The organism is Chromobacterium sp. CCUG 30098 (assembly GCF_059916605.1).
Genome location: NZ_JAUCGS010000001.1, coordinates 1010911 through 1035022 on the forward strand (window position 1 = coordinate 1010911; position 24112 = coordinate 1035022).

The window sequence follows — 24112 nt, forward strand, 5'->3', positions numbered from 1 at the left end:
GCCTTTGCGCCGAAAGTCGGCCAAGCGACCGGTTCATTCGTTTCAATGTAGAACAGTTGCCGCGCCGTTTCAGGGCGGATTCGGCGCGTCCTCCGCCGCCGCGCCCGATTCCCGGACCAGGAAATAGGCGATTTGCTGTTGCAGGCGCGCAGCCTGTTTGTGCACTTCGGCGGCGGTGGCGGCCAGGGCTTCGCTGTTGGCGGTGTTGCGCTGAGACACGTCGCCCAGGTGTTCCATCGAACCGTTGACCTGGGCGATGCCGCGCGCTTCTTCCCGGCTGGCGGTGCTGATGCCGCCCACCAACTCCGCGGTGGCCGCGCTGCGCTCCAGAATGCCGGACAGCGCGCGCGCGGCCAGACGCGCTTCATGGCGGCTGCGCCGGGCCAGTTCGCCGATTTCCCGGGCGGCGTTCTGGCTGCGTTCAGCCAGTTTGCGCACGTCGTCGGCCACCACGGCGAAGCCGCGGCCGTGCGGGCCGGCGGTGGCGGCTTCGATGGCGGCGTTGAGGGCCAGCAAATTGGTCTGGTAGGCGATGTCCTCGACGATTTCTATGCGCCCGGCGATCTGCTCCAGCGCGCTTTCCGCGGTCTGCACCGCTTGCTTGCCGTCCGCCACCTGGCGCGCGGCGTCGTGCGCGGCGGCGTTGGTCAGTTCCGCCTGCGCCAGATTGCTTTGGCTGACTTCGTGCATTTGGGCGCAGGAGTGGGCGGTGGCGCCGACGCTGAGCGCGGCGGCCCAGCTGTTTTGCGCCAGCGCCTCGGCGGTGGCCCGGATTTCCTGGGCGCTGTCGGCCAGTTGGTCGGCGCTGCGGCGCACGTCCAGGATGATGTCGCTCAGGTGGCGGCTGCAGTAGCCCAGGGTGGCGTGCACGCTGCGGCGCGTTCCGGAGGGCGGCCTGTCGCCGCGGGATAGCCGGCCGGCGGCCATCTCGCGCATGCGCTGGGCCAGCGCGTCGGGTTCCGCGCCCAGAATGCGCCACAGATTGCGGTGGATGGCCCAGGCCAGCGCCAGGCCGGCCAGCGCGCTGCCGCCGGCCAGCGCCATCAGCAGCGTTTTCAGTTCGCGGCCGCGGCGCTCCGCTTGCAGGGCGGCTTGCTGGCGCAAGGCGTGCGCTTGTTCGCGGACTTGCCGCAGCGGGGCGAGCAGCGCCGGCGCGGCCTGGTCCAGCGCTTTGCGGGCTTCGTACTTCTGATTGGCGGCGGCCTGGCGCACGCCCTGATCCAGCATGGGGAAGGCCAGGCCGCGCTGGGCTTGCAGCTGCCGCATCGAGCGTTGCAGCGCGTCCTTGCCCGGCGCCTGCTGCCGTTCGATGGCGTCGGCCAGTTTCCGCTCCAACTCCAGATAGCGGCCGCGGGCGGCCAGATAGCGCTCCCGCCAGGCCTGGATGTCGCGGCGGCTGGAGACGATGATCAGCGAGCGGTAGTCGATGCGCATTTCCTGGATCTGGACGTGCATGCGGTCGCTGAGCCGGGCGTGGCGGCCATAGACTTGGGTGATTTCTTCCAACTGGGTATGGAATTGCTCAAGGCCGTAGAGCCCGGCGGCGATCAGGGCCAGCAGCAGGATCAGCAGCGCGCCGAAGCCCAGTTTCAGTTGCCGGGAGACGGACAGGGCGCTTCGGCCGGGCGCGGGGACGAAGTGGGCCGGCATCGCCGCTCAGGCCTTTTCCGTCTGGGTTTCCGCGGCGGCGTCCTGTTGGCCCAGGCTGGAGATCAAGGCCATTTCATCGACCGACAGCACTTTGTTGACGTTGAGCAGCACGATGAAATGGCCGTCCAGCTTGGCCATGCCGGCGATGAAGTCGACGCGTATCTTGCTGCCGAACTGAGGCGGCGGTTCGATGTCGGCGTCGGGGATGGCCAGCACCTCATGCACCGCGTCCACCAGAATGCCGATCAGCTGCAATTGTTCTTCGCCCTCCACTTCGATGATGACGACGCAGGTGCGGCGATTGATTTCGGTTTCGCCGCGGGCGAAGCGCAGCGACAGGTCTATCACCGGCACCACCGAGCCGCGCAAATTCATCACGCCGCGGATGAAGGCCGGCATCAGCGGCACGTGGGTGGGTTTCAGGTATTCCAGGATTTCGCGTATCGCCAGGATGCCGATGGCGAAGACGTCGCCGCCCAGCTGGAAAGTCAGGTATTGGCGGGCGTCGGCCTGCGGTTCGGCGGAGGCGGCGTTGTCGTGCTTGCGCTGCAGATGGAGCGGTTTCATGGCGCTGTCCGGTTAGAAACGGATGAAGTCGGACTCTTCCGCCAGCGGCGGGTGCAGCGGCTTGTGAGGCAACAGGGGCTCGCGCCGCGCGCGCGGCGCCGGGTGGAAGGACTCGGCGGCGCCCAGCTTGAAGTAGCCCATCAACTCGTGCAGGTGCTCGGCCTGATCGTTCATTTCCTCGGCGGTGGAAGCCAGCTCTTCGCTGGCGGACGCGTTTTGCTGCGTGGTCAGGCTCAGTTGCTGGATGGCGGAGTTGATCTGGCTGACGCCGCTGGCCTGTTCATTGGAGGCGGCGGCGATCTCCTGCACCAGATCGGCGGTGCGGCTGCTGGAGCGGACGATTTCCTCCAGGAACTGGCCGGCCTGCTCGGCCAGCTTGACGCTGCTGCCGGCCACGCCGCTGATTTCCTGGGCGGCGATCTGGCTGCGCTCGGCCAGCTTGCGCACCTCGGCCGCCACCACGGCGAAGCCCTTGCCGTGTTCGCCGGCGCGCGCGGCTTCGATGGCGGCGTTGAGCGCCAGCAGATTGGTCTGGTAGGCGATGTCGTCGACGATGCCGATCTTGTCGGCGATCTGGCGCATCGCCTCCACGGTGCGGCGCACCGCCTCGCCGCCTTCGGCCGCCTCGCGCGAGGCCTTGGTGGCGATGCTCTCGGTGACGCGGGCGTTGTCGTTGGTCTGGCTGATGGACGAGGACATTTCCTCCACCGAGGCCGAGGTTTCCTCGATGCCGGCCGCCTGTTCGCTGGCGGCCTGGGACAGCGCCTGCGAGGTGGAGTTGATCTGTTGCGCGGCGCTGGACAGCGCCTCGGAGCCGCTCTTGACCTCGGCGATGATGTTGCGCATCCGTTCAATGGTGACGGCGATAGCGGCGCACAAGCTGCTTTGGTCGCCCGGACGCAGCCGGATTTCCGCGTCCAGATTGCCGTCGGCCACCTGGCGCATCACCTCGGACACATAGTGCGGCTCTCCGCCCAGGGTGCGCAGCAGATTGCGGGTGATCAGGGTGGCCAGGCCGGCGCTGATCAGGGCGGCCAGCAAGGACAGCGCGATCATCACCCAGTGCGCCTGTTGATAGCTGGCGTTGGCCTGATTGGCCAACTGGTCGTTGAGTTTGTCCTCCAGGTCCGCCAGCGCGGTCAGTTGCTGGTTGAAGGCGACCATCTGCGGCGCGATCTCGTTCTGCATCAGTTTCTTGGCTTCGTCCTGACGCCCTTGATTGGCCAGGTCCACCGCCTTGTCCACCATCGTGAGCGTGGCCGGCCGCATGTTCTGAATGCGGCTCATCTGTTCCAGCTCCTGGGGGGTGTTGTTGTCGGCCTGCCGGAAGACTTCGGCCAGTTTCTTTTCCCTGTCCATATAGGCGACTTTGCTCGCCTGATAGGCTTGCAGCGCGCTGTTGATGTCGGCGGGCCCCTCGGCCAGCATCACATTGCGGTAGGCGATGCGGATGTCCTGGTTGTCGCTGATCAATTGGCGCGCCAGCCGGCTTTCCACATTGTTGACCTGGGTGATGTCGCGCAGGGCGATATTGCTGATCTCCAGCCCGTACAGCGCCGCGCTGACGCAGATCAGCATCAGCGCGATGATCAGGCCGAAGCCCAGGCCGAGCTTCTGCGCGATGGACATGCCGTGTTTGTATTGGCTCATTGGGCGCTCCTATCCGTTTTCGCCGCGGTGTTTGTGGTGCCAGCTTCCCATTCCCGGGCGGGAAGCAGCGCGTACCGCTCCGCCTCTTTTTGGGTGGCATGGTGGATCAGGGCGGGCACGTCGAGAATCAAGGCGACTTCGCCGGTGCCCAGAATGGTGGAGCCGCTGATGGCCTTGAGGTGGCGGAACAGATTGCCCAGCGGCTTGATCACGGTCTGGAATTCGCCCAGCAGCGCGTCCACCACCAGGCCGGCCTTGCGTTCGCCGTAGTGCACCACCACCACGTTGCGGCGTTTGGCCGCGACGGCGGGCAGTTCCAGAAAGCCGTCCAGGCGCAGCAAGGGCAGCAGTTCGCCGCGCAGGTTCAGGCAGTCGTGAACGCTGTCCTTGTCCAGCGCGGCGGGCAGCTCTATGCATTCGATCACCGCTTCCAGCGGCACCACGAAGGTGGCGGCGGCGACTTCCACCAGGAAGCCGTCGATGATGGCCAGGGTCAGCGGCAGCCGGATGCGGAAGGTGGTGCCTAAGCCCAGTTCGGATTCGATGTCTATGGTGCCGCGCAGCTGCTCTATGCTTTTCCTCACCACGTCCATGCCCACGCCGCGGCCGGAGATGTTGGTGACCTGGTCCGCGGTGGAGAAGCCGGCCTCGAAGATCAGGCGGAACACGTCCTGCTCCGGCAGCGCCATGTCGGCGGGCAGCAGGCCGCGCTCCACCGCCTTGGCCAGGATGCGCTCTTGATTGAGGCCGCCGCCGTCGTCGGCCACTTCGATCACGATGCTGCCGGATTCATGGTAGGCGTTGAGCCAGACATGGCCTTCGGCCGGCTTGCCGCCGGCCAGCCGGCGCTCGGTGGTTTCTATGCCGTGGTCGATGGCGTTGCGCACGATGTGCATCAGCGGATCGCCCAGTTTTTCCACCATGGATTTGTCCAGCTCGGTCTCCGCGCCGGAGATGTGCAGCTGGATGTCCTTGCCCAGTTCACGCGAGACGTCGCGCGCCACGCGCGGGAAGCGGTTGAAGATTTCGCCTATCTGTATCATGCGCATGGACAGCGTGCCGGCGCGGATCTGTTCGATCAGATTGGCGATGGTCTGGGTGGACTCCACCAGCGCGCTTTGCTGCGAGCGGCGCGCCACCAGATTGGCGGCGGCGCCGGCGATCACCAGTTCGCCGATCAGATTGATCAGGCTGTCCAGTTTGCCGGCCTCCACCTTGATGAATTTGCTTTCGGCCGATTTGCCGCTTTTGGCGTCGCCGGCGGTTTTGGCGGCGGCGCGCGCGGCGGGCGCTTCCGGCGCGGCGTCGACGGCAAGCGGTTCGTCCGGCGCGAACTCCACGATTTCCACCGACGGCGCCGTCGCCTCCGCTTCGGCGAACGCCGCCTCCGGCTCGGAGGCATCGGCTGCGGGCTCCAGGCCAAAGCGCAGCCATACCGCCCGGACCGCGTCGGCCTCCTCCCGCGGCGCGCTGGCCAGGGTCTGAGCCTGCTGCCGCGAGCTGGGCGGCCACGGCCAGATATGGACCTCGCTGTCTTCGCGCGCGAACTCGAAAACGTCCAGCAGCGTCTGCTGCGCCTCCTGGCTGCGGTACAGCGCCTCCAGGCGCAGATAATTGGTTTCCGGGTTGAAGTCGTCGCCGCTTGGCAGCTGGGTGGCGACGGCCTCGATCCGGTCGATCTCGCCTATGGTGGCGAGATAGCGGATAAAGGACGAGGGGTCCATGCCGTTGCGCAGCATGTCCGGACCGAAGCGCAGCGACAGCAGCCATTGCTCCGGCGGCGGCGCGGCGGGCTCGGGCTGCGGCTCGGGCGGCGCTTCTGTTTGCTCCACCCCGGCAGGCGCCTCCTGGGCGGCCGCGCCGCCGGCGGCGCGGCTGTAGGCGACCAGCTCGTCCAGCAGCTCGGTGCCGGTGAAACGCTCCAGGCTGTCCTTGGCCGCCAGCGCGGTCAGCATTTCCTTGACGTGGTCGTGGCAGCGCAGCAGCAGGCCGGTCAGCATATCGTCCAGCCGCAGCGCGCCGTCGCGCAGCAGATCCAGCACGTTTTCCACTTCATGGGTGAAGCCGACGACGACGTCCAGGCCGAACAGCCCGGCCGAGCCCTTGATGGTGTGCATGGAGCGGAACAGGGCGTTCAACTGTTCCGTGGTGGTGGAGTCGGCTTCCGCGTCCAGCAGAATGCTTTCCATCTCCCCCAGCAGATCGTTGGATTCTTCGAAGAAGGTTTGCAGCGCCAGTTCAAGATCCATGCGCGACCTCCTCCAAAGAGAGCTGGCCTTGCAGGCCCACCAGGCGGATGAAGTCCAGCGAGGCCGGGCTGGGGGCGATGAAGCGCAACGCGACGTCCTTGCGCAGGCTTTCCCGGCGCAGCCACAGCAAGACCTGGGCGATGGCGCAGTCCAGCTCTCCGACGCAGGACAGGTCCAGCTCGATGGCGGCGTGGCCGGCGAGGGCGGCGTGGAGCTGCTGATGCAGTTCCGCCGCCTGGTAAATGGTTTGTTCTCCGCTGAGCGTCAGTTGGAAAACGGCGGCGGCCGGCGCGGCGGGCGCGCTGTCTTTGGCGTCTGGTTTTTTGCGGGCGCGCGGCATGTCGGGCTCCCGATCAGGGCAGGATCAATTTGGAAACGGCGGTCAACAGCACCGGCGGCTGGAAGGGTTTGACCACCCAGGCCTTGGCCCCGGCGGCCTTGCCTTCCTGCTTCTTTTCCTCGGAGGATTCCGTGGTCAGCATGATGACCGGAGTGAATTTGTAATTGGGATGGATCTTGATATTGCGCAGCAGCGCGATGCCGTCCATCAACGGCATGTTCACATCGGAGACGATCAAATGGACTTTGCGTCCGTCCAGCACGTCAAGGGCTTCCTGGCCGTTGGCGGCCTCCAGCACCTCATAGCCCGCGCCGGCGAGCGTCATGCGAACCACCTGCCGCAGGCTGGCCGAGTCATCGACGATGAGTATGGTCTTGGCCATCTGGAACATTCCCCGGATCAAAAGAAAGTGATGTTGTTTTGCTTATTGCCCGATTCCGCTTGGTCGCTGCTGTGCAGGACGCGCTGCTCATGGGTGGTATAGCTGTTTTTCAAGGCGTCCAGCCAGGCGGCGGTGTCCGGCGGCGTCGGCCGACGCTCGGTGTCCACCAGCGCCTGGCTGAAGACGCTCTCCAGCCGGCGCATATCGTTCTGCACCCCGCTGAGGATTTGGTCGACCCGGTCCTGGAATTGCAGCTGCACCAGAATGTCTTCCAGCGCTTGCTGCAAGGACTGGGATTGGACGGCCTCGTCGTCCGGCGCGGCTTCTTCCGCCGGCGCGGAGGCATCGGCGGCGTTCAGCGGCGCGTGCAGCCGCAGCGGCTCGTGCGCCATCTGCGCCAGGCTGTCCATGGCCTTGTCGATCTGGTTCTGCAGCCGGGACAGTTGTTCCAGCGTGTCGCTGCCCAATTGCTCCATGCTTTGCTCGCCGTCCAGCTGGTGGCCGCTGACCAGGCTGCGCACCAGGTTCTGCAGGGTGTTGGCCGATTGGCCCAGGGTGTGCAGGTGGATGGCGAGATCGGTCTGTTGCCGGGTGGCGTTCTGCAATAGCTGCAGCATGTGTTTGAGCCGGCTCTCCGCCTGGGCCAGCGCCGCCTGGTCGGTGTGTTCGCCCGGCTTGGGCACCGCGCCGCCCACTTGGCGCAGTATGCCGTCGAAGCGCAAGGTCAGCCGGTTGGCGGCGTCGTCCATCTGCTCCTTGCCCAAGGAGATGTGGCCGGCCCACAAGGGCAGCAAGGCGCAGACGTGGCTGGCGAAGCCCTGCCAGTATTCGTCCGGAGTCGGGGCCGGCTCCGCGGCGGCGGCCGGCGCCGGCCAGAACAGGACCAGCGCCAGCGCGGCGCAGCTGAGCGCCAGTCCGGCCCAAAGCAGCGGATGCCCCCAGAACAGCCAGCAGAGGACGCCGCCATTGATGGCCAGGCCCAGCAACAGGCGGTTTCTTGGCGTCAGAGGCGGGAGCAGGACCATGTCGATCAACCGGGATGGAAAAAAGTCATACCTTTTTTGTAGTTGTTGGTTTTTTCTTATGCAAACGGACGGCGCGGCCAAAGCGCTCGCCGACGCCATGAAAAAAGCCTCCGTGTAGGAGGCTTGGGGGACGTTGGGAGCGGGGGCTTAGCCGGGAAACAGCAGCGGATTGACCCCGCTGCGGGCGAAGCCGCGCTGTTCCAGCTGCTGGTCCAGCGCCAGCGTGGCCAGATCGTCGGCCGCCGGCTCGGCGTCCAGGTCCTTGTCCAGCGCCAGGATCTTCAGATAGCTGCCGCAGTCGCCGCAGCTTTCGCCGCGCACCGCGGCCTGCTGGCTGTCGCCTTGCTCCAGCGACCAGTAGCCGATGTCGCGGGTCGCCTCGCAATTGCTGCACTTGGCGCGCACCAGATGCCATTCGCTCTCGCACAGGCTGCAATGCAGATAGCGCAGGCCGGACTCGTTGCCGAGGCGCACCACGCTGGCCACCGGCGGCATCGCGCACACCGGGCACAGGTGGCGGGCGTCGTCGGGCTCGGCCACCGCCGTCACCTGCAGTTGCGCGGCCAGCTGGCTGAAGTAGACCGACAGCGCCGCCCACAGCAAGGGCGCGCGCGCCGAGCCGACGGCGGCGAAGTCGCCGTCCAGCAGCGCGCGGGCGGCGCTTTCCAGCGCGGCGTCGTCCGTCTGTTCCAGCTCGCGCGCCATCTGGCCGGCGGGGCCGGGCAGGGCGGCGAGCTCCGCGCACAGCGCGCGCAGCAGATCGCGCCAGACCGGATCGCGCGGCCAGGCGGCGGCGCCCAGCGGCGGCAGGCCGTGTTCGGCGCAATGATGGAAGTAATTGCCGCGCGGCGGCAGCGTCACCGGCTGTTCGCGCACCAGGCGGTGCTGAGCCGCGGCGATGCGGGCGGCGAAGGCAAGATAGGCCGCCATCGGGTGGCCGTCGGCCAGCGCCGTCAGGCGCCGGCTGCGGGCCAGATAGCGTTCGGCGGGCTGGGGCAGCAATAACGGCGGGATCTCTCCCGCCGCGGTTTGCAGCCGGCCAGCCTCGTCCAGGGGGACGATGCGTATGCTCATGGCTTGTTCTTGTCTCCGGTCATTTCACGGTACCAGCGCGGATGATGTTTCTTGGCCCAGGCATGGGTGACCACGCCTTCCACCATCGCCCGTATCGTGCCGCGCACCCAGATGGCGGCGTAGACGTGGACGATGATGCCGGCGATCAGGATCAGCGCGCTCCAGGCGTGCAGGAGCAGGGCCACGCGGATCACCGGGATGGGGAAGTACAGCGCGAAGTACGGCCGCCACATGATGAAGCCGGTGCACACCAGCACCAGCATGCAGCCGGTCATCAGCCAGAACATGCCTTTCTGGCCGCCGTTGTACTTGCCGATGTCGCCGACCTCGTGGCCGGACAGCACCGACTTCACCGCCATCATCCACTTCACGTCTTCCTTGTCCAGGAAGTTGTGATGCCAGTAGCGCAGGAATTGGCGCGCGAAGCCGACGAACATCAGCACCCCGACGAAGGGGTGGATGATGCGCGCCAGCTGCGGCGTGCCGAATACGCCGGTCAGCCAGAAGAAGGCCGGGTAGAAGAAGGCCAGGCCGGAAATCGCCAACAGCACGAAGCACACCGCCACGATCCAGTGGTTGACGCGTTCCGCCGCGCTGTAGCGCTTGATCAGCTTTTCCTTGCTCATGCCTTTTCCTCCTCTTCCTCTTCCGCCTTATTGGGGCCGACGCCGATGTAGTGGAAGAAGCCGAACAAGACCGAAGCCGCCAGGCCGATGGTGGACAGCGGCTTGAGGATGCCCTTCCACAGGCTGACCACCGGGCTGATCTTGGGATCCTTGGCCAGGCCGGAATACAGCTCCGGCTTGTCGGCGTGGTGCAGCACGTACATCACGTGGGTGCCGCCCACGCCTTCCGGATCGTACAGCCCGGCGTTGGCGTAGCCGCGGGTCTTCAGCTCTTCCACCCGGTCATGGGCGTAGGCCTGCATATCGGACTTGGTGCCGAAGCGAATGGCTCCGGTGGGACAGGTCTTCACGCAGGCCGGCTCCTGGCCCACCATCACCCGGTCGGAACACAAGGTGCATTTATACGCCTTGTTGTCCTTCTGGTTGATGCGCGGCACATTGAACGGACAGCCGGAGATGCAATAGCCGCAGCCGATGCAGTGCTCGGACTGGAAGTCCACGATGCCGTTGGCGTACTGGATGATGGCCCCCGGCGACGGACAGGCCTTCAGACAGCCCGGGTCGGCGCAGTGCATGCAGCCGTCCTTGCGGATCAGCCACTCCAGCTTGCCGCTTTCCTCCACCTCGCTGTAGCGCATCACCGTCCAGCTGTGGGCGGTGAGATCGGCCGGGTTGTCGTAGACGCCGACGTTGCTGCCCACTTCGTCGCGGATGTCGTTCCACTCCGAGCAGGCCACCTGACAGGCCTTGCAGCCTATGCAGGTGGACACGTCGATCAGCTTGGCCACCTCGGCCTTGTAATCGCGCACCACCGGGGGCTGGGTTGGGCTGGCGGAGCGGCGCTGGATATCTTGCGATTGCAGTGACATGGTCGCTCCTTATACTTTCTCGACGTTGACCAGGAAGGACTTGAATTCCGGGGTCTGGGTGTTGGCGTCGCCTACAAACGGCGTCAGCGTGTTGGCGCTGAAGCCTTTCTTGGCCACCCCTTCATAACCCCAGTGAATCGGAATCCCGATCTGGTGCACCGTCTTACCGTTGACCTGCAGCGCGCGGATGCGCTTGGTCACCACCGCCTTGGCCTTGATGTAGCCGCGCTTGGACGACACTTTCACCGTGTCGCCGTGGGCGATGCCTTTCTCCTTGGCCAGCGCCTCGCCGATTTCCACGAACTGCTCCGGCTGGGCGATCGCGTTCAGGCGCGCGTGCTTGGTCCAGCCGTGGAAGTGCTCGGTCAGCCGGTAAGTGGTGGCCGCATACGGGAAGGCGTCGTGCTTGCCCATCTGTTCGCGGTCCGCCGGGAACACCCGCGCAGCCGGATTGGACACCACCTTGGGATGCAGCGGGTTGGTGCCCAGCGGCGTTTCGAACGGCTCGTAGTGCTCGGGGAAGGGGCCTTCCGCCATCTTGTCGAGCGCGAACAGCCGCCCCAGGCCCTCGGCCTGCATGATGAAGGGGCCCATGGCGCTGCCGGGCGGCTCGTCGGCCTTGAAGTCGGGCACGTCCACGCCCACCCATTTTTCGCCGTTCCACTTGATCAGCGTCCGTTTCTTGTCCCACGGCGTGCCGTCCGGCTTACAGGAAGCGCGGTTGTACAGCACGCGGCGGTTGGCCGGCCACGCCCAGGCCCAGCCCAGAGTGTTGCCCAGCCCGGACGGGTCGCTGTTGTCGCGGCGCGCCATCTGGTTGCCGGCCTGGGTCCAGCTGCCGGCGAAGATCCAACAGCCGGACGCGGTGCTGCCGTCCGCCTGCATCAGGGCGAAGCCGGACAGCAGCTCGCCTTTTTTGGCCAGGAACTGGCCGGGGTTCTTTGGATCCGGGATGTCCGCCAGCGCCTTGCCGTTGAGCTCTTTAGCCAGTTCTTCCGGCTTGGGCTCGTGCGGGTCGCCGTAAGCCCAGGACAGGCTCATGACGGCCTCGGCGTTCTTGCCGCCGTCCTTGGCGTACTGCGCTTTCAGACGGGTGAAGATGCCGGCCAGGATTTCCGCGTCGGTGATCGCTTCGCCCGGCGCGTCCGCGCCTTTCCAGTGCCATTGCAGCCAGCGCCCGGAATTGACCACCGCGCCGTCTTCCTCGGCGAAACAGGTGGTGGGCAGGCGGAACACCTCGGTCTGGATTTCCGCGCTGTTGACATCGTTCTGCTCGCCGTGATTCTTCCAGAAAGTGGAAGTGTCGGTGGCTAGCGGGTCCATGATCACCAGGTATTTCAGTTTGGAAAGCGAGGCCACCACCTTGTTCTTGTCCGGGAAGGCCAGGATGGGGTTGAAGCCTTGGCAGAAATAGCCGTTGATCTTGCCCTGGTGCATCAGCTCGAAGTACTGCAGCACGTCGTAGCTCTTGTCCCACTTGGGCAGCCAGTCATAGCCCCACTGATTGTCGGCGGTGGCCTTGTCGCCCCACATCGCCTTCATCAGCGAGATGAAGAACTTGGGATAGTTCTGCCAGTAGTTCATCTGCCCGTCGGCCAGCGGTTTGCTGGTGTACTTGGCCAGATAGGCGTCCAGCGTGGGCTCCTTCTCCGAGGGCATGTTCAGATAGCCCGGCAAGCTGGTGGACAGCAGGCCGATATCGGTCAGACCCTGGATGTTGGAGTGGCCGCGCAGCGCGTTGACCCCGCCGCCGGCCATGCCCATATTGCCCAGCAGCAGCTGGATCATCGCCATGGTGCGGATGTTCTGCGAACCGATGGAGTGCTGGGTCCAGCCCAGCGCGTACAGGAAGGAGGTGGTCTTGTCGTGGACGCCGGTTTCCGCCAGGTATTCGCAGACCTTGAGGAAGGCGTCCTTGGGCGTGCCGCAAATGGTTTCCACCATTTCCGGCGTGTAGCGGGCCACGTGCTCGCGCATCAGATTGATCACGCAGCGCGGGTCGGACAGGCTGTCGTCGCGCTTGGCCATACCCTTGTCGTCCAGCTGGTAAGTCCAGGTGGATTTGTCGTAGCTGTGCTTTTCCGCGTTGTAGCCGGAGAACAGGCCGTCGTCGAACTGGAAGTCCGGGTTCACCAATAGTGCGGCATTGGTGTAGGCCAGCGTGTATTCCTTATTGTACTTGCCGGTTTGCAGCAGGTAGCGGATCACGCCGGACAGGAACGCAATGTCCGTGCCGGTGCGGATGGGGGCGTAATAATCCGCCACCGAGGCCGTGCGGGTGAAGCGCGGATCAATGACGATCAGCTTCGCCTTGTTGCGGGTCTTGGCTTCAATCGCCCAGCGGAAACCCACCGGGTGCGCCTCGGCCGCATTGCCGCCCATGACGACAATGAGGTTGGCGTTCTTGATGTCGACCCAATGGTTCGTCATGGCACCGCGACCAAATGTTGGGGCAAGACTTGCCACCGTTGGTCCGTGTCATACACGCGCCTGGTTGTCGACCGCCAGCAGCCCCAGGCTGCGGGTGAATTTGTGGGTCAGCCAGCCGGCCTCGTTGCTGGACGCGGAAGCGGCCAGGAAACCCGTGGTCAGCCAGCGGTTGACGGTGACGCCGTCCGCGTTCTTCTCGACGAAGTTGGCGTCGCGGTCGCGCTTCATATGGGCGGCGATGCGCTCGAAGGCCTCGTCCCAGCTGATGCGTTTGTATTCGTTGGAGCCCGCTTCGCGCACTTCCGGGTAGCGCAGGCGGTTGGGGCTGTGGATGAAGTCGATCAGGCCGGCGCCCTTGGGACAGAGCGCGCCGCGATTGACCGGATGGTCCGGATCGCCTTCAATGTGGAAAATATCGGCTTTGGCGTTCTTGGCGCCGTCGCCCAGGCTGTACATCAAGATGCCACAGCCCACCGAACAGTATGGACAGGTATTCCGGGTTTCCGTCGCGCGCAGCAATTTATAGCTGCGGGTGTCGGCCAGCGCGGTCTCGGGCATGAAGCCCAGGGTCGCGATGGTGGTGCCTGCCATGCCGCCGGCGCAGAGCTTGAAAAACTGCCGTCTGCTGACTTGCATGGGTTTGTCTCCTTGGGGTTGAACTGGGCGCGTCCCTGACCCACCAAGGACGCGTTGCTCACTCACAGCGGAAAATCTATTATCGCCCTAGGTATCAATTAGTACAAACTATTGCAGTGAATGGCAGGCCACATTTTATGAAAAAAACCGAAGCGCTGGAGCAGGCGGCGCTTGAGCTCGGCATTGTCGATTGCCGTCACGGCGGCGCCCAGGCCAGGCAGGACTGGGTGGCGGTGGAAACCCCGGTGGCGCTGGTGTACAACGGCCTCTCCCACGTGGTGATGATGGCCAGCCCGCGGGAGCTGGAAGACTTTGCGCTGGGCTTCAGTCTGGCCGAAGGCATCGTCTCCCATCCGGGCGAGATCTACGGCATCGACATCGTTCCGGGCGAACGCGGCGTGGAAGCGCGCATCGATCTGGCCTCGGCCCGCTTCATGGCCTTGAAGGAGCGCCGCCGCCAGCTGGCCGGCCGCACCGGTTGCGGCCTGTGCGGCGTGGAACAGCTGGCCGAAATCCACCGGCCGCTGCCGCCGCTGCCGCAGACCCAAAGCTTCAGCCTGGACGCGCTGGCGCGCGCCTTGCCGGCGCTGCAGCAGGCGCAAAGCCTGTCCCAGGCCACCGCTTGCGCCCACGCCGCCGGCTGGGTGACGCCGCAGGGCGAACTTCTGCACCTTAGCGAGGATGTGGGTCGCCACGTGGCGCTGGACAAGCTGATCGGCGCGCGCGCGCGCCAGGGCTGGCGGGACGGCGCGGCCATCGTCACCAGCCGCGCCAGCTATGAAATGGCGCAGAAGGCCGCCGCCGCCGGCATCGAGATCCTGATCGCGCTGTCCGCGCCCACCTCGCTGGCGGTGGAGATGGCCGCGCGCTACGGCCTGACCCTGATCGGCTTCGCCGGCCACGGCCGCGCCAATCTGTACAGCTGCCCCGAACGTTTGCGCATGTAATCCAACAGAAATATTCTGCCAGTAAACGGCATGGCAGCCGTGGATTGATGCCGGCAAGCGTCGCAGCGTCGGCAGCTTGCGCCGCGCAGTGCCGGCTGGGGCTGGCCGCGGGTTTTGCGTTGCAGCATCCGCGGAGAATTCCGCCTTGCAATTCTGGCCAGGATAGGGTCAGAATCGAAGCTCGACATTTCAACCCTTTCGAATATAAGAAACAAGCATGGCACTCATCGTACAAAAGTACGGCGGCACTTCGGTTGGAACCACCGAACGGATCAAGAACGTTGCCCGCCGTGTCGCCAAGTGGAAGTCGCAGGGACATGATGTCGTGGTGGTGGTGTCCGCCATGAGCGGCGAAACCAACCGCCTCATCGCCCTGGCAAAGGAGATTCAGGACTATCCGGACCCGCGCGAGCTGGACGTGGTGATATCCACCGGCGAGCAAGTCACCATCGGCCTGCTGGCCATGGCGCTGAAGGAAATCGGCGTGCCGGCCAAGAGCTACTGTGGCTGGCAGGTGAAGCTGGTCACCGACAACGCCCACACCAAGGCCCGCATCCAGGAGATAGACGACGCCGCGATGCGCTCCGACCTCAATGAAGGCCGCGTCGTCATCGTCGCCGGCTTCCAGGGCGTGGACGAGGACGGCGACATCACCACGCTGGGCCGCGGCGGCTCGGACACCTCCGCCGTGGCGCTGGCCGCCGCGCTGAAGGCCGACGAATGCCAGATCTACACTGATGTGGACGGCGTTTACACCACCGATCCGCGCGTGGTGCCGGAAGCGCGCCGCCTGAAGACCGTCACGTTCGAGGAAATGATCGAAATGGCGTCGCTGGGCTCCAAGGTGCTGCAGATCCGCTCGGTGGAGTTCGCCGGCAAGTACAAGGTTCGTTTGCGCGTGCTCTCCAGCTTCGAAGACGAAGGCGAAGGCACCCTGATTACGTATGAGGAAGATGAAAGCATGGAAAAGGCCGTTGTCGCAGGCATCGCATTTGACCGTAACGAAGCGCGCATCAACGTCAAGGGCGTGCCGGACAAGCCTGGCATCGCCTACCAGATTCTGGGGCCGATCGCCGATGCCAATATCGAAGTGGACATGATCATCCAGAACGTGGGCGAAAACGGCGCGACCGATTTCTCCTTCACCGTGCCGCGCGGCGAATTCCAGCGCGCGCTGACCATCCTGCGCGAAGTGCAGACCCATATCGGCGCCGCCAAGATCGACGCCGACGACAAGGTGGCCAAGATCTCCATCGTGGGCGTGGGCATGCGTTCGCACTGCGGCATCGCCTCCACCATGTTCCGCACCCTGGCGGAAGAGGGCATCAATATCCAGATGATCTCCACCTCGGAAATCAAGGTGTCGGTGCTGTTGGACGAGAAGTATCTGGAACTGGCGGTTCGCGTTTTGCATAAAGTTTTCGGGCTGGACCAGCCGGCGTAAATAATTTCGGATACACGCTTGACAGGGGGCGCAGCGCTAATTAATATGGCGCTCTCTGAACGGAGAAATGGCCGAGTGGTCGAAGGCACTTCCCTGCTAAGGAAGCATACGGGCTTAAACCTGTATCGAGGGTTCGAATCCCTCTTTCTCCGCCAGTTCGCATTAAGCCCTTGATTGGAAACAGTCGAGGGCTTTTTTGCGTCCTAGCGGTCCGAACCTCATCGTTAGATTCCTGAAGCGGATCAACAAGACCAAGAGCTTCCTAGAAGCGTAACCGTCTCTGCGAAAACGCGATCAATCCGTTTGACCGAGATAAAACGTAGTCGAGACACGCCCTCGAGCGGTTTGCGCGGCAATGCCCGATTGCCTTTGTGTATTGGGAAAAGGGGAGTCTTCCATCGGCTGGAGGATGGTGGCGGATGAATTCGATTGATGGCCGGAAGCAGGTGGGTGATCCGCTCCGGCCATTTTGTCGCTTGCTCACGCTGCTATTCAAACCGTCAGGGGAGCTGAATAGTTGCCTCTGTTTCATTCACCGCCACTTCCTGTCCGTTAGCGTAATGGCGCTAGAGCAGACGCCCGACCCGCTAATCCGCCAGCGACGCGCCGCGCGGTGCGCTGGTCTTCTTTCTCCATGGCTCGGATGGCTTGAGCAGGTAGTTGGCGTATACGTAGCGCCAGGGCACGACTGCATAGAAGACGATCAGCAAGGGAATCCAGCCCAGATTGGCTTCGGTAAAGGGCTCTATGCGCCCGCTGCGCCACTGGGGAATGGCTACCAACACCACCCACAGGGTTTTCCAGATCATTTCCCATAGCAGCACCGGGAGCATTTGCAGCGGGTAGCGCACGCCAAATAGGGTTAACAGCCAAAAGGCCAAGAGCATGTGGTCCACCACGGTTCTAGTGGGAACCGCCGGGGTATGGGGACTCAAGATATTAGGCAGCAGGGAGACTCCAAATCCGACGGCGATAAACAGATACAGGCCTCTCAAGCAGTTCAGGCGAAATAGTGAAATGTCTTGCATTTTATCTTTCTCCATGAAAATGACCCATTTGGGCGAGTGGATACAGCTTGCTTCGGACGCCGTTCGATTTGGCGGGCGCTTGCTACTGGCCCGCCAGATGGAATTGGCCAAGGCCCGGCGCGTAAACAGATGGCTTAAGCTTTATTTGGGGACGGCTTGGTCTTCCTTAGCGCTGGCCGCATAGTCCAGCAAATCGCCCGGCTGACATTGCAAGGCTTCACAAATTGCCTCCAAGGTCGAGAACCTGATGGCGCGGGCTTTTCCGGTTTTGAGGATGGAAAGATTCGCCAGGGTGATGTCTACACGGTCCGCAAGCTCGCTCAAAGTCATTCTTCGGTCATGCAACAGGTCATCGAGCTTTACCAGAATAGCCATGGCTTATACGGTTCCTTCCAAATCGATACGCATTTTCGTTCCTGCATCAAATACTCGCGCCAGAATAAACAGCAGCAATACGGATAGCCATCCATCGACCGAAGGGCTCCACCCAATGTCCAACGGGTAGATCATGGATACGCTTGCGCAAACCGCGCCGACGGCAAGGTTGAGAATTTGTATGGCGAGCAGCGCCCAAGCAATGGCTTGCAGCCGGGCGGCGTTGGCCGGAATGAAGGGGTCGCCATCGCGTACCGTTGTCACCATCGCCAGCAAGCGCGCCAAGACAAGATTCGCCAGCGGCACGCCAGCGAGCCCGATCAGCATGATCAGGCGCATGCCTGTCATTAGCGCGGGCGGAGCCTCCGGTCGCGCGCCCAGCGCGGCTTGCAGCCATTGCGGCGCGAAAAAGCTGGCAAGCAAAAGTGCCCCAATTCCCATGCCCAATATGAAGTTCAGGCTGAGCAGGGCGCGCAAGACCAGGCGGGTCGTAGACAAAAGGTTCGGACGGCTAGGTATCATTTCCTCCTCCTGGGTTTATTGTTAAACGATAAATAGGACATTGGTATTCCGCAAGAAATTTATCGTTGTTCGATAATCTTGCTTGAGCTTGTCGCAACCAGGGAACAATAAGGAGGGAACGGCTCCGGTCTAGGTCGCTGCGGCGACCCGTCGAACGGGGGCCAACTTGCTCAATGACCGGGTACTGGATGACCGGGTACTGCCTTTCTTTGCCGAACAGGGCATGGGGATCATCCGCATCCCGCAGGCGCCGCTTCTGCAGTCTGGCCAATTTGGCCATGCGTTCATTTTCTCCCAGGGTGAACGGAGTGAACCGCCATCAAAAGCCGCTGAAAGCCTTTCATTAACAAGGCCATCAAAGGCCATCAGCTGGATTCGATTGAGGGGTTAAAGCTGATGAAACTTGTACCTTGGTTGGACGTTTGAATCAGCCGAAAACATCCAAATTGAATACTTTTGGTCGAGCCCGCCAGGGCACTTCGTCGAGCAGCGAATAGCCGCCGCTATCCTCATACCTGCCATCGCCATCGGTGAACCGGAAGGATGCCCACACGCCATACCCAAAATGAACCGTACAAATGAGAATCGGCGGGTAGCGCTTGCTCTAGGCCGGGCGGGGAAAATTGCGAGTTTTGTTGAGTCAGGCATGGCTTTGCGAAAATTTTCTCCATTTTGCGGGTTTGGAAAAATTTCAGAGCAAGCTGTTGACAAGGTCCAGCAAAGGACACATACTGTGCGCCTCTTGATCGACAGCACAGCAAGCGCTGCTGCTAGAAAATTCAAGGGTTTGGTTGTTTGAGAGCAGGCATTTTCACGAATCCCTCTTTCTACGCCAATCAGCGCACCCGTAGCTCAGTTGGATAGAGTATCTGGCTACGAACCAGAGGGTCGGGCGTTCGAATCGCTCCGGGTGCGCCACTTGCTGTCCCTATAGTTTAGCGGTTAGAACACCGCCCTTTCACGGCGGTAGCCGGGGTTCGATTCCCCGTGGGGACGCCAAATTTAGAAAAACCCATCGCGCAAGCGGTGGGTTTTTTGCATTTCTAAGCTGCCTATCCGGCAGCGAACCCCATTGGCACCATCACCATACGGGACCGCTGTTTCTAAGCGGCCCATCCGGCAGAAGCACGGCGCGCGGCTAGCTTTTGGCGGGCCGTGTAAAACACTGCTCCACCACCTGTTCGCCCCAGCGCGCTCCTGGGCGCTCCTCGCTCAAGACAAAGCCGAAGGCCTCGTACAAATGCCGCGCCGCCAGCAAGCCCTGGAAGGTCCACAGCCGGACGGCGAGGCGCTGCTGATCGCAAAACGCCATCGCCTGTTCCATCATGCGGCGGCCAAGGCCGCTGCCGCGCGCCTCCTCGTCCAGAATGAACCAGCGCAGCTGCGCCTGCCCCGGCGCGTCCGGCTCCGCCGCAATCACCAATGAACCGATGATGCGGCCGTCGCGAAAGGCCAGCCACAGCTGATTGCCGGGCTGGCTCAGGCGGCCGAGGAAATCGGCCAGGCCGGTGGCCACCTGCCGTTCGAAAAAAGCGCCGAAGCCGGCGTGGGCGTGGTAATAGCGCGCATGCATGGCGACAATGCTGCCCAGCGCGCCGCAACGGTAACCGGTTTCAACGGCGATGGGTGCCGCGGCCGGCGGCGTGTGCTCGGCGTGCCTGGCTTCCAGCGCCGCCGCATAGCAATTCAGGCCTTGTTCCACCTGCCGCTGCTGCTCCGCCGACAGGTGGACGAGGGCGCCGCCCACCTGGCCGCGGCCATAATCCTGCAACTGCGCGAACAGCTGCTGGCCGGATGGGCTCAAGGCCAGCAGCTTGGTCCGGCCGTCGCTGGGGCTGGCCTGCTCCAGCAGCTCGCCGCCCTGCGTCAGTTTGCGCACCAGCCGGCTCACCGTGGATTTTTCCAGCTGCAGCTTGTCCGCCAACTGGCTGGCGGACAAGCTGCCGGCCAGGCCGATCTCCACCACCGCATGCACGGCGGAAGCGGAGTGCCGGCTCATGGCCAGGGTGCTGCGCATGAAACCCAGCTCGCGCACGATGCGCCGCGAGGCGGAGCGGATCTGGTCGATGACAAGCTGCTGCGGCTGTGTAGGGTTCATGCGCGCTCTCCTGTGGTAATGGTTGTAACATACAACTAAATAGTTGCTTATTACAATAAATCGTGAGCGCGCCAGCCGTTCAGAACTTGTGATTCACCTCCACCCACCACTGGCGGCCATAGGGCAGATAACTGCCCACCGGGTAGTAGGGCCAGTTGCTGGTGTCGTCGCGCTTGATGGTGTCCAGCACATTGTTGATGATGAGCCCCACCGAAGTCTGCTTGCTCCATTGATACTGAGTGCTGAAATTGGCCAGTACCGTGGGCGTCAGATTGCCGGAGCCGTCGGCTTTGGGAATTTTGCCGTAACGGGTCAGCAGCACGGTGGACGACCAGGGGCCGATGTCCCAGCTCAGGCTGGTGTCCAGCTTGTCCGGCCAATCGGTGTTTTCCGGGTCGTTCAACATATTCTTTTCCACATCGCCGGCAAACTGCTGGTAAGTGTGCTTCAGCACCTTGGTGTAATTGGCTTTCAGCAGGAAGCTGCCCCAGTTGGCGGTTTTCCAGCGCAGCTTGCCGGCGATGTCGAAACCGCTGGTGCGCTCGCTGGCGGCGTTGATCGGGTTGACCACGATCTGCTTGATCGCGCCCGGATTGATCAAGGCATTGGCCGGATTGCGCTGCACTCGGCGCAGCGTGTCCTGGCACAGCTGGGACGACGCGTCCAGCATGCCGGCGCGGCACTGCGCCTCGTCGCGCAACAGCTTGTCGCCGCTCAGGTCGGTGACCAGATCATTGATGGCGATGTCCCAGTAATCCACCGAAATATCCGCGCTGCTGCTGGGCGACCACACAAAGCCGAAGCCGTAGGACTTGCCGTTTTCCGGCTTCAGTTCGGCGTTGCCGTTCTTCACGTAGTCCGCGCCCGGCGACATGCTTTTGTAGTCGCAGCTGGCCAAGGGCTGGCCGGCCTGGGCGCAACGCCAGTAGTCAGTGCTGGACGAGTAATAGCCGCGGCTCTGAGTTAGGAACAGATAATTCATGTCCGGCGCGCGGAAGCTGGTGGCGTAACTGCCGCGCAGCAGCAGGCTGTTTAGCGGACGGAAGGCCAGGCCGGCGCCGTAAGTGAACTTGCCGGCGCTGCTGTCTGGCAACTGGTAGCGGTCGTAACGGCCGGATAGCGTCAGGTCCAGCCGCTTCAACACCGGGATGAACAACTCGCCGCCCAGCGCCTGGCGCGAGCGGGTGCCGCCGGCGTGCACGGCCGGCGAGGTGTTATAGAACGCGCCCTGATTGATCAGCGGGTCCGGATCATTGCTGAAGCCCTGGCTGCCCCATTCCAGCGTGCCGGCCAGCTTCACCGCGCCGGCCGGCAGCTTGAACAACTCGCCGCTGCCGCTCAGGCTCAGCGCCTGCAGCCAGGACTTGTTCTGGCTCACCGAGCGCCCGGCGATGCTGTCGAACTCCGCCTGCGTCAGCCGGCGGTTGAACGGCCCGGCCGACGGCGCGTAAATCGGCACCCCCTTGGCGTCCACTCCCTGCTGCTGGCCCAGGAAGAAACTGTCCGCATTGGCCAGCAGCCGCGGCGCGATGTTCTGGCTGGTGTAGATGGACGCGTTGTAAGCGGCTTCGTAACTCCAGCTGCTGCCCGGCACCGTGCCGCGCAGGCCGAAAGTCAGGTTGGCTGCCACATCGTCCCACTTGCGGTTGTAGCGGCTGGCGCCGCCCATCTCCTCCGGCGACAGCAAGCGGCTCCAGACCTCGTAGCGGCCGCTGTTCTGGTTCAGGAAATAGCCGCCGTTGCCGGCGGCCGAGGTCCAGCTGGGGCCGCGGGTGTTGTTCTCGCTGTGGTTGAAGGCTAGCAGCGCGTCGCTGAACAACTCCAGGTGATCGTTGAGCGCGTAATTCAGGCTCAGATAACCGTTCTGGCTCTGGTTGGCGGTCTGCACCGTCCAGTAGGAGGCCTTGGCCAGCGGGCTGGCGCAGACATTGCTCTTGCTGCTGCGGTAAGCGCGCACGCTGCCGGCGTACAGGCCGCCCAGCGCGCCGCAAGCCGCGCCGGGGTCGATGAACTTGCCGCTGCTCACATCCTTCTGCGACCACACCGTGGTGGGCGCCGCGCCGTTGACGGTGTTGTCCGCCATGAAGCCGCGCTGGCGCGACCAGATCGGGTTGCGCTGGCTCAACTCCAGCGCATAGACCAGGTTCAGCTTGTCCCAGCTCTTGCCGCCGCTCAGCTGCAGGCGCAGGTTTTCGCCGCCGTGATGCTCGCTGCCGCCGGCCTTGACGTTGACCGTGGTGCCGTCGGCCTTCTTCTTCAGGATCACATTGACCACGCCGGCGATGGCGTCCGAGCCGTAAATCGCCGACGCGCCGCCGTTGAGCACCTCGATGCGCTCAATCATCGCCGCCGGGATATTGGCCAGATTGACGAAGTTGACCGAGCCCTCGTAAGCCACCGGGTAATCGGCGATGCGGCGGCCGTTGAGCAAGGTCAGCGTATGGTTGGGCCCCAGCCCGCGCAGGCTGATGGCGTTGGCGGCCGGGGTGAAGGTATTGCCGAAATCCGCGCCCTGGGTGAAGCCGGTGTTCTGCGCCAGATTGTTCAGCGCGTCGTAAACATTGGTGTAACCCTGTTTTTCGATATCGGCGCCGCTCAGCACCGTGACCCCGGTGGGGCCTTCCTTGCCGGCGCGCGCAATGCGCGACCCGGTGATGGTGACGCTGTCCAGCGTGTTGCCGTCGGCGGCCAGCGTCGGCAAGGCTTGCCCTGCCAAGGCCAGCGCCAGCGCGGAGAGAGTGAAATGGGGATATGCCATCGTGGAACGCCGGCTGTGCCGGCCCTTTATTGATTTTGGAAAACAAAATCTAGCACGATTGCATATATGTTAAAAATCTGGAAAATTAGATTGTTATTCAAATTGAGAATAACGTGATTGGAAGGATTGCGGGGGAGGGGTTGGGGGGGGGCTTTCTAGGCTGCCCATCCGGCAGAGAACGAAGGGGTAGACATGGCGGAGGTGTTTGAGTGTTTCTAAGCTACCTATCCGGCAGAGAACGCCGTGGGGACGGATAGCGGGCTGGTGGAATGTTTCTAAGCTGCCTATCCGGCAGAGAACGTTCAGGGTCCACGATCTGAAACACACATTCGTTTCTAAGCTGCCTATCCGGCAGAAAACTTGCGCCCCTTCTTGCCGCCTTTTTTCCCTTTTTTCTAAGCTGCCTATCCGGCAGAGAACCGGCGCCGGAAACGATATCAACCACACCGTAGTTTCTAAGCTGCCTATCCGGCAGAGAACATCCCTTTCGCAAGCGGAGCCGCAGTCCGACATTTCTAAGCTGCCTATCCGGCAGAGAACTAAATCGTGTTCTTCTTGGATTTGATGGTCATTTTCTAAGCTGCCTATCCGGCAGAGAACCCGGGTTGAAGTCCGCCTTTTCCTCGGTGCAATTTCTAAGCTGCCTATCCGGCAGAGAACTGCCGCTCATGAACAGGTCGACGCGGCCGCTGTTTCTAAGCTGCCTATCCGGCAGAGAACCTAGGCGGCGCGAGCGATTCAAACGCTTATACTTTCTAAGCTGCCTATCCGGCAGAGAACAAATCGCCGCTTGCCGCTACAAGCCAGATTTTTTTCTAAGCTGCCTATCCGGCAGAGAACATTGGTCATCTCTACTGTCTTCATTTTTGACCTTTCTAAGCTGCCTATCCGGCAGAGAACATGATTCGCAAGTAAAGCGATTAGCTCTCGGTTTTCTAAGCTGCCTATCCGGCAGAGAACGATTGGCGTTACCGTAACGGAATGGCGGGCATTTTCTAAGCTGCCTATCCGGCAGAGAACTCCAAGCCATGATTTGCGACGGCTTTCCGTCATTTCTAAGCTGCCTATCCGGCAGAGAACCTTCATCCGCAAAACCATCAAGAAAGCCGCATTTTCTAAGCTGCCTATCCGGCAGAGAACGCCGCCGCCGAAGCGCTGAAGTTTTCTTCTGCTTTCTAAGCTGCCTATCCGGCAGAGAACTTCAGCGTTGCAACGAACTGCTTGCGCGTTTCTTTCTAAGCTGCCTATCCGGCAGAGAACCTTGGCATTGGAGCCGTTGATTTGAGTAACGATTTCTAAGCTGCCTATCCGGCAGAGAACTCAGAGTCGACTGGCAACTGTACATTAATCAATTTCTAAGCTGCCTATCCGGCAGAGAACTAGAGCCTTTCCCCCGCAAACCCGCGTCAGCGGGGGAAAGCATCGCTTTCCCCAATAAAACC

General features: G+C 63.0%; 19 protein-coding genes, 3 tRNA genes and 1 CRISPR repeat array. Of the genes, 6 read left to right on the top strand and 16 right to left on the bottom strand.

Annotated features, from left to right (window positions below; translation table 11 throughout):
- Window positions 1-69: 69 nt before the first annotated feature.
- From QUG03_RS04780 to fdnG, 11 genes are all read right to left on the bottom strand, one after another.
- Window positions 70-1650 (bottom strand): methyl-accepting chemotaxis protein, encoded by a 1581-nt coding sequence (locus tag QUG03_RS04780; protein ID WP_500819520.1) that lies wholly within the window; start codon window positions 1648-1650, stop codon window positions 70-72.
- A gap of 6 nt (window positions 1651-1656) precedes the next feature.
- Window positions 1657-2217, bottom strand: a complete 561-nt coding sequence (locus QUG03_RS04785) for a chemotaxis protein CheW (protein ID WP_107800494.1) — start codon at window positions 2215-2217, stop codon at window positions 1657-1659.
- Window positions 2218-2229: 12 nt separating this feature from the next.
- Window positions 2230-3867 carry a methyl-accepting chemotaxis protein gene (locus QUG03_RS04790; protein ID WP_107800493.1) on the bottom strand — a complete coding sequence of 546 codons (1638 nt, stop codon included), beginning with the start codon at window positions 3865-3867 and terminating at the stop codon, window positions 2230-2232.
- Complete coding sequence (locus QUG03_RS04795; RefSeq protein WP_500819521.1) at window positions 3864-6116, bottom strand: chemotaxis protein CheA; 2253 nt, start codon at window positions 6114-6116, stop codon at window positions 3864-3866. The genes QUG03_RS04790 and QUG03_RS04795 overlap by 4 nt, the downstream gene beginning before the upstream one ends.
- A complete protein-coding gene (locus QUG03_RS04800; RefSeq protein ID WP_107800491.1) occupies window positions 6106-6456 on the bottom strand; it encodes an STAS domain-containing protein in 351 nt (116 codons plus the stop codon). Before QUG03_RS04800 ends, QUG03_RS04795 begins: the two co-directional genes overlap by 11 nt.
- A gap of 13 nt (window positions 6457-6469) precedes the next feature.
- Window positions 6470-6838 carry a response regulator gene (locus QUG03_RS04805; RefSeq protein ID WP_235086808.1) on the bottom strand — a complete coding sequence of 123 codons (369 nt, stop codon included), beginning with the start codon at window positions 6836-6838 and terminating at the stop codon, window positions 6470-6472.
- A gap of 17 nt (window positions 6839-6855) precedes the next feature.
- Window positions 6856-7863, bottom strand: a complete 1008-nt coding sequence (locus QUG03_RS04810; RefSeq protein WP_500819522.1) for a hypothetical protein — start codon at window positions 7861-7863, stop codon at window positions 6856-6858.
- A gap of 147 nt (window positions 7864-8010) precedes the next feature.
- Window positions 8011-8937, bottom strand: a complete 927-nt coding sequence (fdhE, locus tag QUG03_RS04815; protein ID WP_500819524.1) for a formate dehydrogenase accessory protein FdhE — start codon at window positions 8935-8937, stop codon at window positions 8011-8013.
- A complete protein-coding gene (locus QUG03_RS04820; RefSeq protein WP_235086813.1) occupies window positions 8934-9563 on the bottom strand; it encodes a formate dehydrogenase subunit gamma in 630 nt (209 codons plus the stop codon). The genes fdhE and QUG03_RS04820 overlap by 4 nt, the downstream gene beginning before the upstream one ends.
- Complete coding sequence (fdxH, locus tag QUG03_RS04825; RefSeq protein ID WP_500819525.1) at window positions 9560-10432, bottom strand: formate dehydrogenase subunit beta; 873 nt, start codon at window positions 10430-10432, stop codon at window positions 9560-9562. The genes QUG03_RS04820 and fdxH overlap by 4 nt, the downstream gene beginning before the upstream one ends.
- Before the next feature lie 9 nt (window positions 10433-10441).
- Complete coding sequence (gene fdnG / locus QUG03_RS04830) at window positions 10442-13498, bottom strand: formate dehydrogenase-N subunit alpha (RefSeq protein ID WP_500819526.1); 3057 nt, start codon at window positions 13496-13498, stop codon at window positions 10442-10444.
- A 137-nt stretch (window positions 13499-13635) separates the two neighbouring features.
- On the opposite strand from fdnG, the gene fdhD reads away from it, so the two are divergent.
- The 3 genes from fdhD to QUG03_RS04845 all read left to right on the top strand — a co-directional run bounded on the left by fdhD (window position 13636) and on the right by QUG03_RS04845 (window position 16044).
- Window positions 13636-14445 (top strand): formate dehydrogenase accessory sulfurtransferase FdhD, encoded by an 810-nt coding sequence (fdhD, locus tag QUG03_RS04835; RefSeq protein ID WP_500819527.1) that lies wholly within the window; start codon window positions 13636-13638, stop codon window positions 14443-14445.
- Between the two features lie 217 nt (window positions 14446-14662).
- Window positions 14663-15889 carry an aspartate kinase gene (locus QUG03_RS04840; protein ID WP_227104858.1) on the top strand — a complete coding sequence of 409 codons (1227 nt, stop codon included), beginning with the start codon at window positions 14663-14665 and terminating at the stop codon, window positions 15887-15889.
- Window positions 15890-15950: 61 nt separating this feature from the next.
- A tRNA-Ser gene (locus tag QUG03_RS04845) sits at window positions 15951-16044 on the top strand.
- Window positions 16045-16476: 432 nt separating this feature from the next.
- On the opposite strand, the gene QUG03_RS04850 is transcribed toward QUG03_RS04845, so the two are convergent.
- The 3 genes from QUG03_RS04850 to QUG03_RS04860 form a co-directional block, all read right to left on the bottom strand.
- Entirely contained in the window at window positions 16477-16776 is a 300-nt protein-coding gene (locus QUG03_RS04850; protein ID WP_500819528.1) for a hypothetical protein, read from the bottom strand.
- Window positions 16777-17058: 282 nt separating this feature from the next.
- A complete protein-coding gene (locus tag QUG03_RS04855; RefSeq protein ID WP_500819529.1) occupies window positions 17059-17292 on the bottom strand; it encodes a helix-turn-helix domain-containing protein in 234 nt (77 codons plus the stop codon).
- A 3-nt stretch (window positions 17293-17295) separates the two neighbouring features.
- A complete protein-coding gene (locus QUG03_RS04860; RefSeq protein WP_500819531.1) occupies window positions 17296-17814 on the bottom strand; it encodes a DUF2975 domain-containing protein in 519 nt (172 codons plus the stop codon).
- A gap of 403 nt (window positions 17815-18217) precedes the next feature.
- Here QUG03_RS04860 and QUG03_RS04865 point away from each other — a divergent pair, with 403 nt between their 5' ends.
- The 3 genes from QUG03_RS04865 (at window position 18218) to QUG03_RS04875 (ending at window position 18813) form a co-directional block, all read left to right on the top strand.
- Window positions 18218-18613, top strand: coding sequence for a hypothetical protein (locus QUG03_RS04865; RefSeq protein ID WP_500819532.1), 396 nt, complete (start codon window positions 18218-18220; stop codon window positions 18611-18613).
- A gap of 42 nt (window positions 18614-18655) precedes the next feature.
- Window positions 18656-18732: transfer RNA gene (locus QUG03_RS04870), tRNA-Arg, on the top strand.
- Between the two features lie 6 nt (window positions 18733-18738).
- A tRNA-Glu gene (locus QUG03_RS04875) sits at window positions 18739-18813 on the top strand.
- A gap of 139 nt (window positions 18814-18952) precedes the next feature.
- Here the strand turns inward: QUG03_RS04875 and QUG03_RS04880 are convergent.
- Both QUG03_RS04880 and QUG03_RS04885 read right to left on the bottom strand, forming a co-directional pair.
- Window positions 18953-19912, bottom strand: a complete 960-nt coding sequence (locus tag QUG03_RS04880) for a bifunctional helix-turn-helix transcriptional regulator/GNAT family N-acetyltransferase (protein WP_500819534.1) — start codon at window positions 19910-19912, stop codon at window positions 18953-18955.
- Between the two features lie 79 nt (window positions 19913-19991).
- The gene (locus QUG03_RS04885; protein ID WP_500819535.1) at window positions 19992-22670 is read right to left on the bottom strand and encodes a TonB-dependent receptor plug domain-containing protein; all 2679 of its coding nucleotides are present in this window, start codon (window positions 22668-22670) and stop codon (window positions 19992-19994) included.
- 152 nt (window positions 22671-22822) lie between these two features.
- Window positions 22823-24050: direct repeats of the CRISPR family, unit length 28 nt; unit sequence TTTCTAAGCTGCCTATCCGGCAGAGAAC.
- Window positions 24051-24112: the final 62 nt, after the last annotated feature.

What these genes read in the sequence shown, in the direction of transcription:
- QUG03_RS04780 (WP_500819520.1), bottom strand. Translation starts at nt 1,650, where the DNA reads ATGCCGGCCCACTTCGTCCCCGCGCCCGGCCGAAGCGCCCTGTCCGTC.
- QUG03_RS04785 (WP_107800494.1), bottom strand. Translation starts at nt 2,217, where the DNA reads ATGAAACCGCTCCATCTGCAGCGCAAGCACGACAACGCCGCCTCCGCC.
- QUG03_RS04790 (WP_107800493.1), bottom strand. Translation starts at nt 3,867, where the DNA reads ATGAGCCAATACAAACACGGCATGTCCATCGCGCAGAAGCTCGGCCTG.
- QUG03_RS04795 (WP_500819521.1), bottom strand. Translation starts at nt 6,116, where the DNA reads ATGGATCTTGAACTGGCGCTGCAAACCTTCTTCGAAGAATCCAACGAT.
- QUG03_RS04800 (WP_107800491.1), bottom strand. Translation starts at nt 6,456, where the DNA reads ATGCCGCGCGCCCGCAAAAAACCAGACGCCAAAGACAGCGCGCCCGCC.
- QUG03_RS04805 (WP_235086808.1), bottom strand. Translation starts at nt 6,838, where the DNA reads ATGGCCAAGACCATACTCATCGTCGATGACTCGGCCAGCCTGCGGCAG.
- QUG03_RS04810 (WP_500819522.1), bottom strand. Translation starts at nt 7,863, where the DNA reads ATGGTCCTGCTCCCGCCTCTGACGCCAAGAAACCGCCTGTTGCTGGGC.
- fdhE (WP_500819524.1), bottom strand. Translation starts at nt 8,937, where the DNA reads ATGAGCATACGCATCGTCCCCCTGGACGAGGCTGGCCGGCTGCAAACC.
- QUG03_RS04820 (WP_235086813.1), bottom strand. Translation starts at nt 9,563, where the DNA reads ATGAGCAAGGAAAAGCTGATCAAGCGCTACAGCGCGGCGGAACGCGTC.
- fdxH (WP_500819525.1), bottom strand. Translation starts at nt 10,432, where the DNA reads ATGTCACTGCAATCGCAAGATATCCAGCGCCGCTCCGCCAGCCCAACC.
- fdhD (WP_500819527.1), top strand. Translation starts at nt 13,636, where the DNA reads ATGAAAAAAACCGAAGCGCTGGAGCAGGCGGCGCTTGAGCTCGGCATT.
- QUG03_RS04840 (WP_227104858.1), top strand. Translation starts at nt 14,663, where the DNA reads ATGGCACTCATCGTACAAAAGTACGGCGGCACTTCGGTTGGAACCACC.
- QUG03_RS04850 (WP_500819528.1), bottom strand. Translation starts at nt 16,776, where the DNA reads ATGCTCTTGGCCTTTTGGCTGTTAACCCTATTTGGCGTGCGCTACCCG.
- QUG03_RS04855 (WP_500819529.1), bottom strand. Translation starts at nt 17,292, where the DNA reads ATGGCTATTCTGGTAAAGCTCGATGACCTGTTGCATGACCGAAGAATG.
- QUG03_RS04860 (WP_500819531.1), bottom strand. Translation starts at nt 17,814, where the DNA reads ATGATACCTAGCCGTCCGAACCTTTTGTCTACGACCCGCCTGGTCTTG.
- QUG03_RS04880 (WP_500819534.1), bottom strand. Translation starts at nt 19,912, where the DNA reads ATGAACCCTACACAGCCGCAGCAGCTTGTCATCGACCAGATCCGCTCC.
- QUG03_RS04885 (WP_500819535.1), bottom strand. Translation starts at nt 22,670, where the DNA reads ATGGCATATCCCCATTTCACTCTCTCCGCGCTGGCGCTGGCCTTGGCA.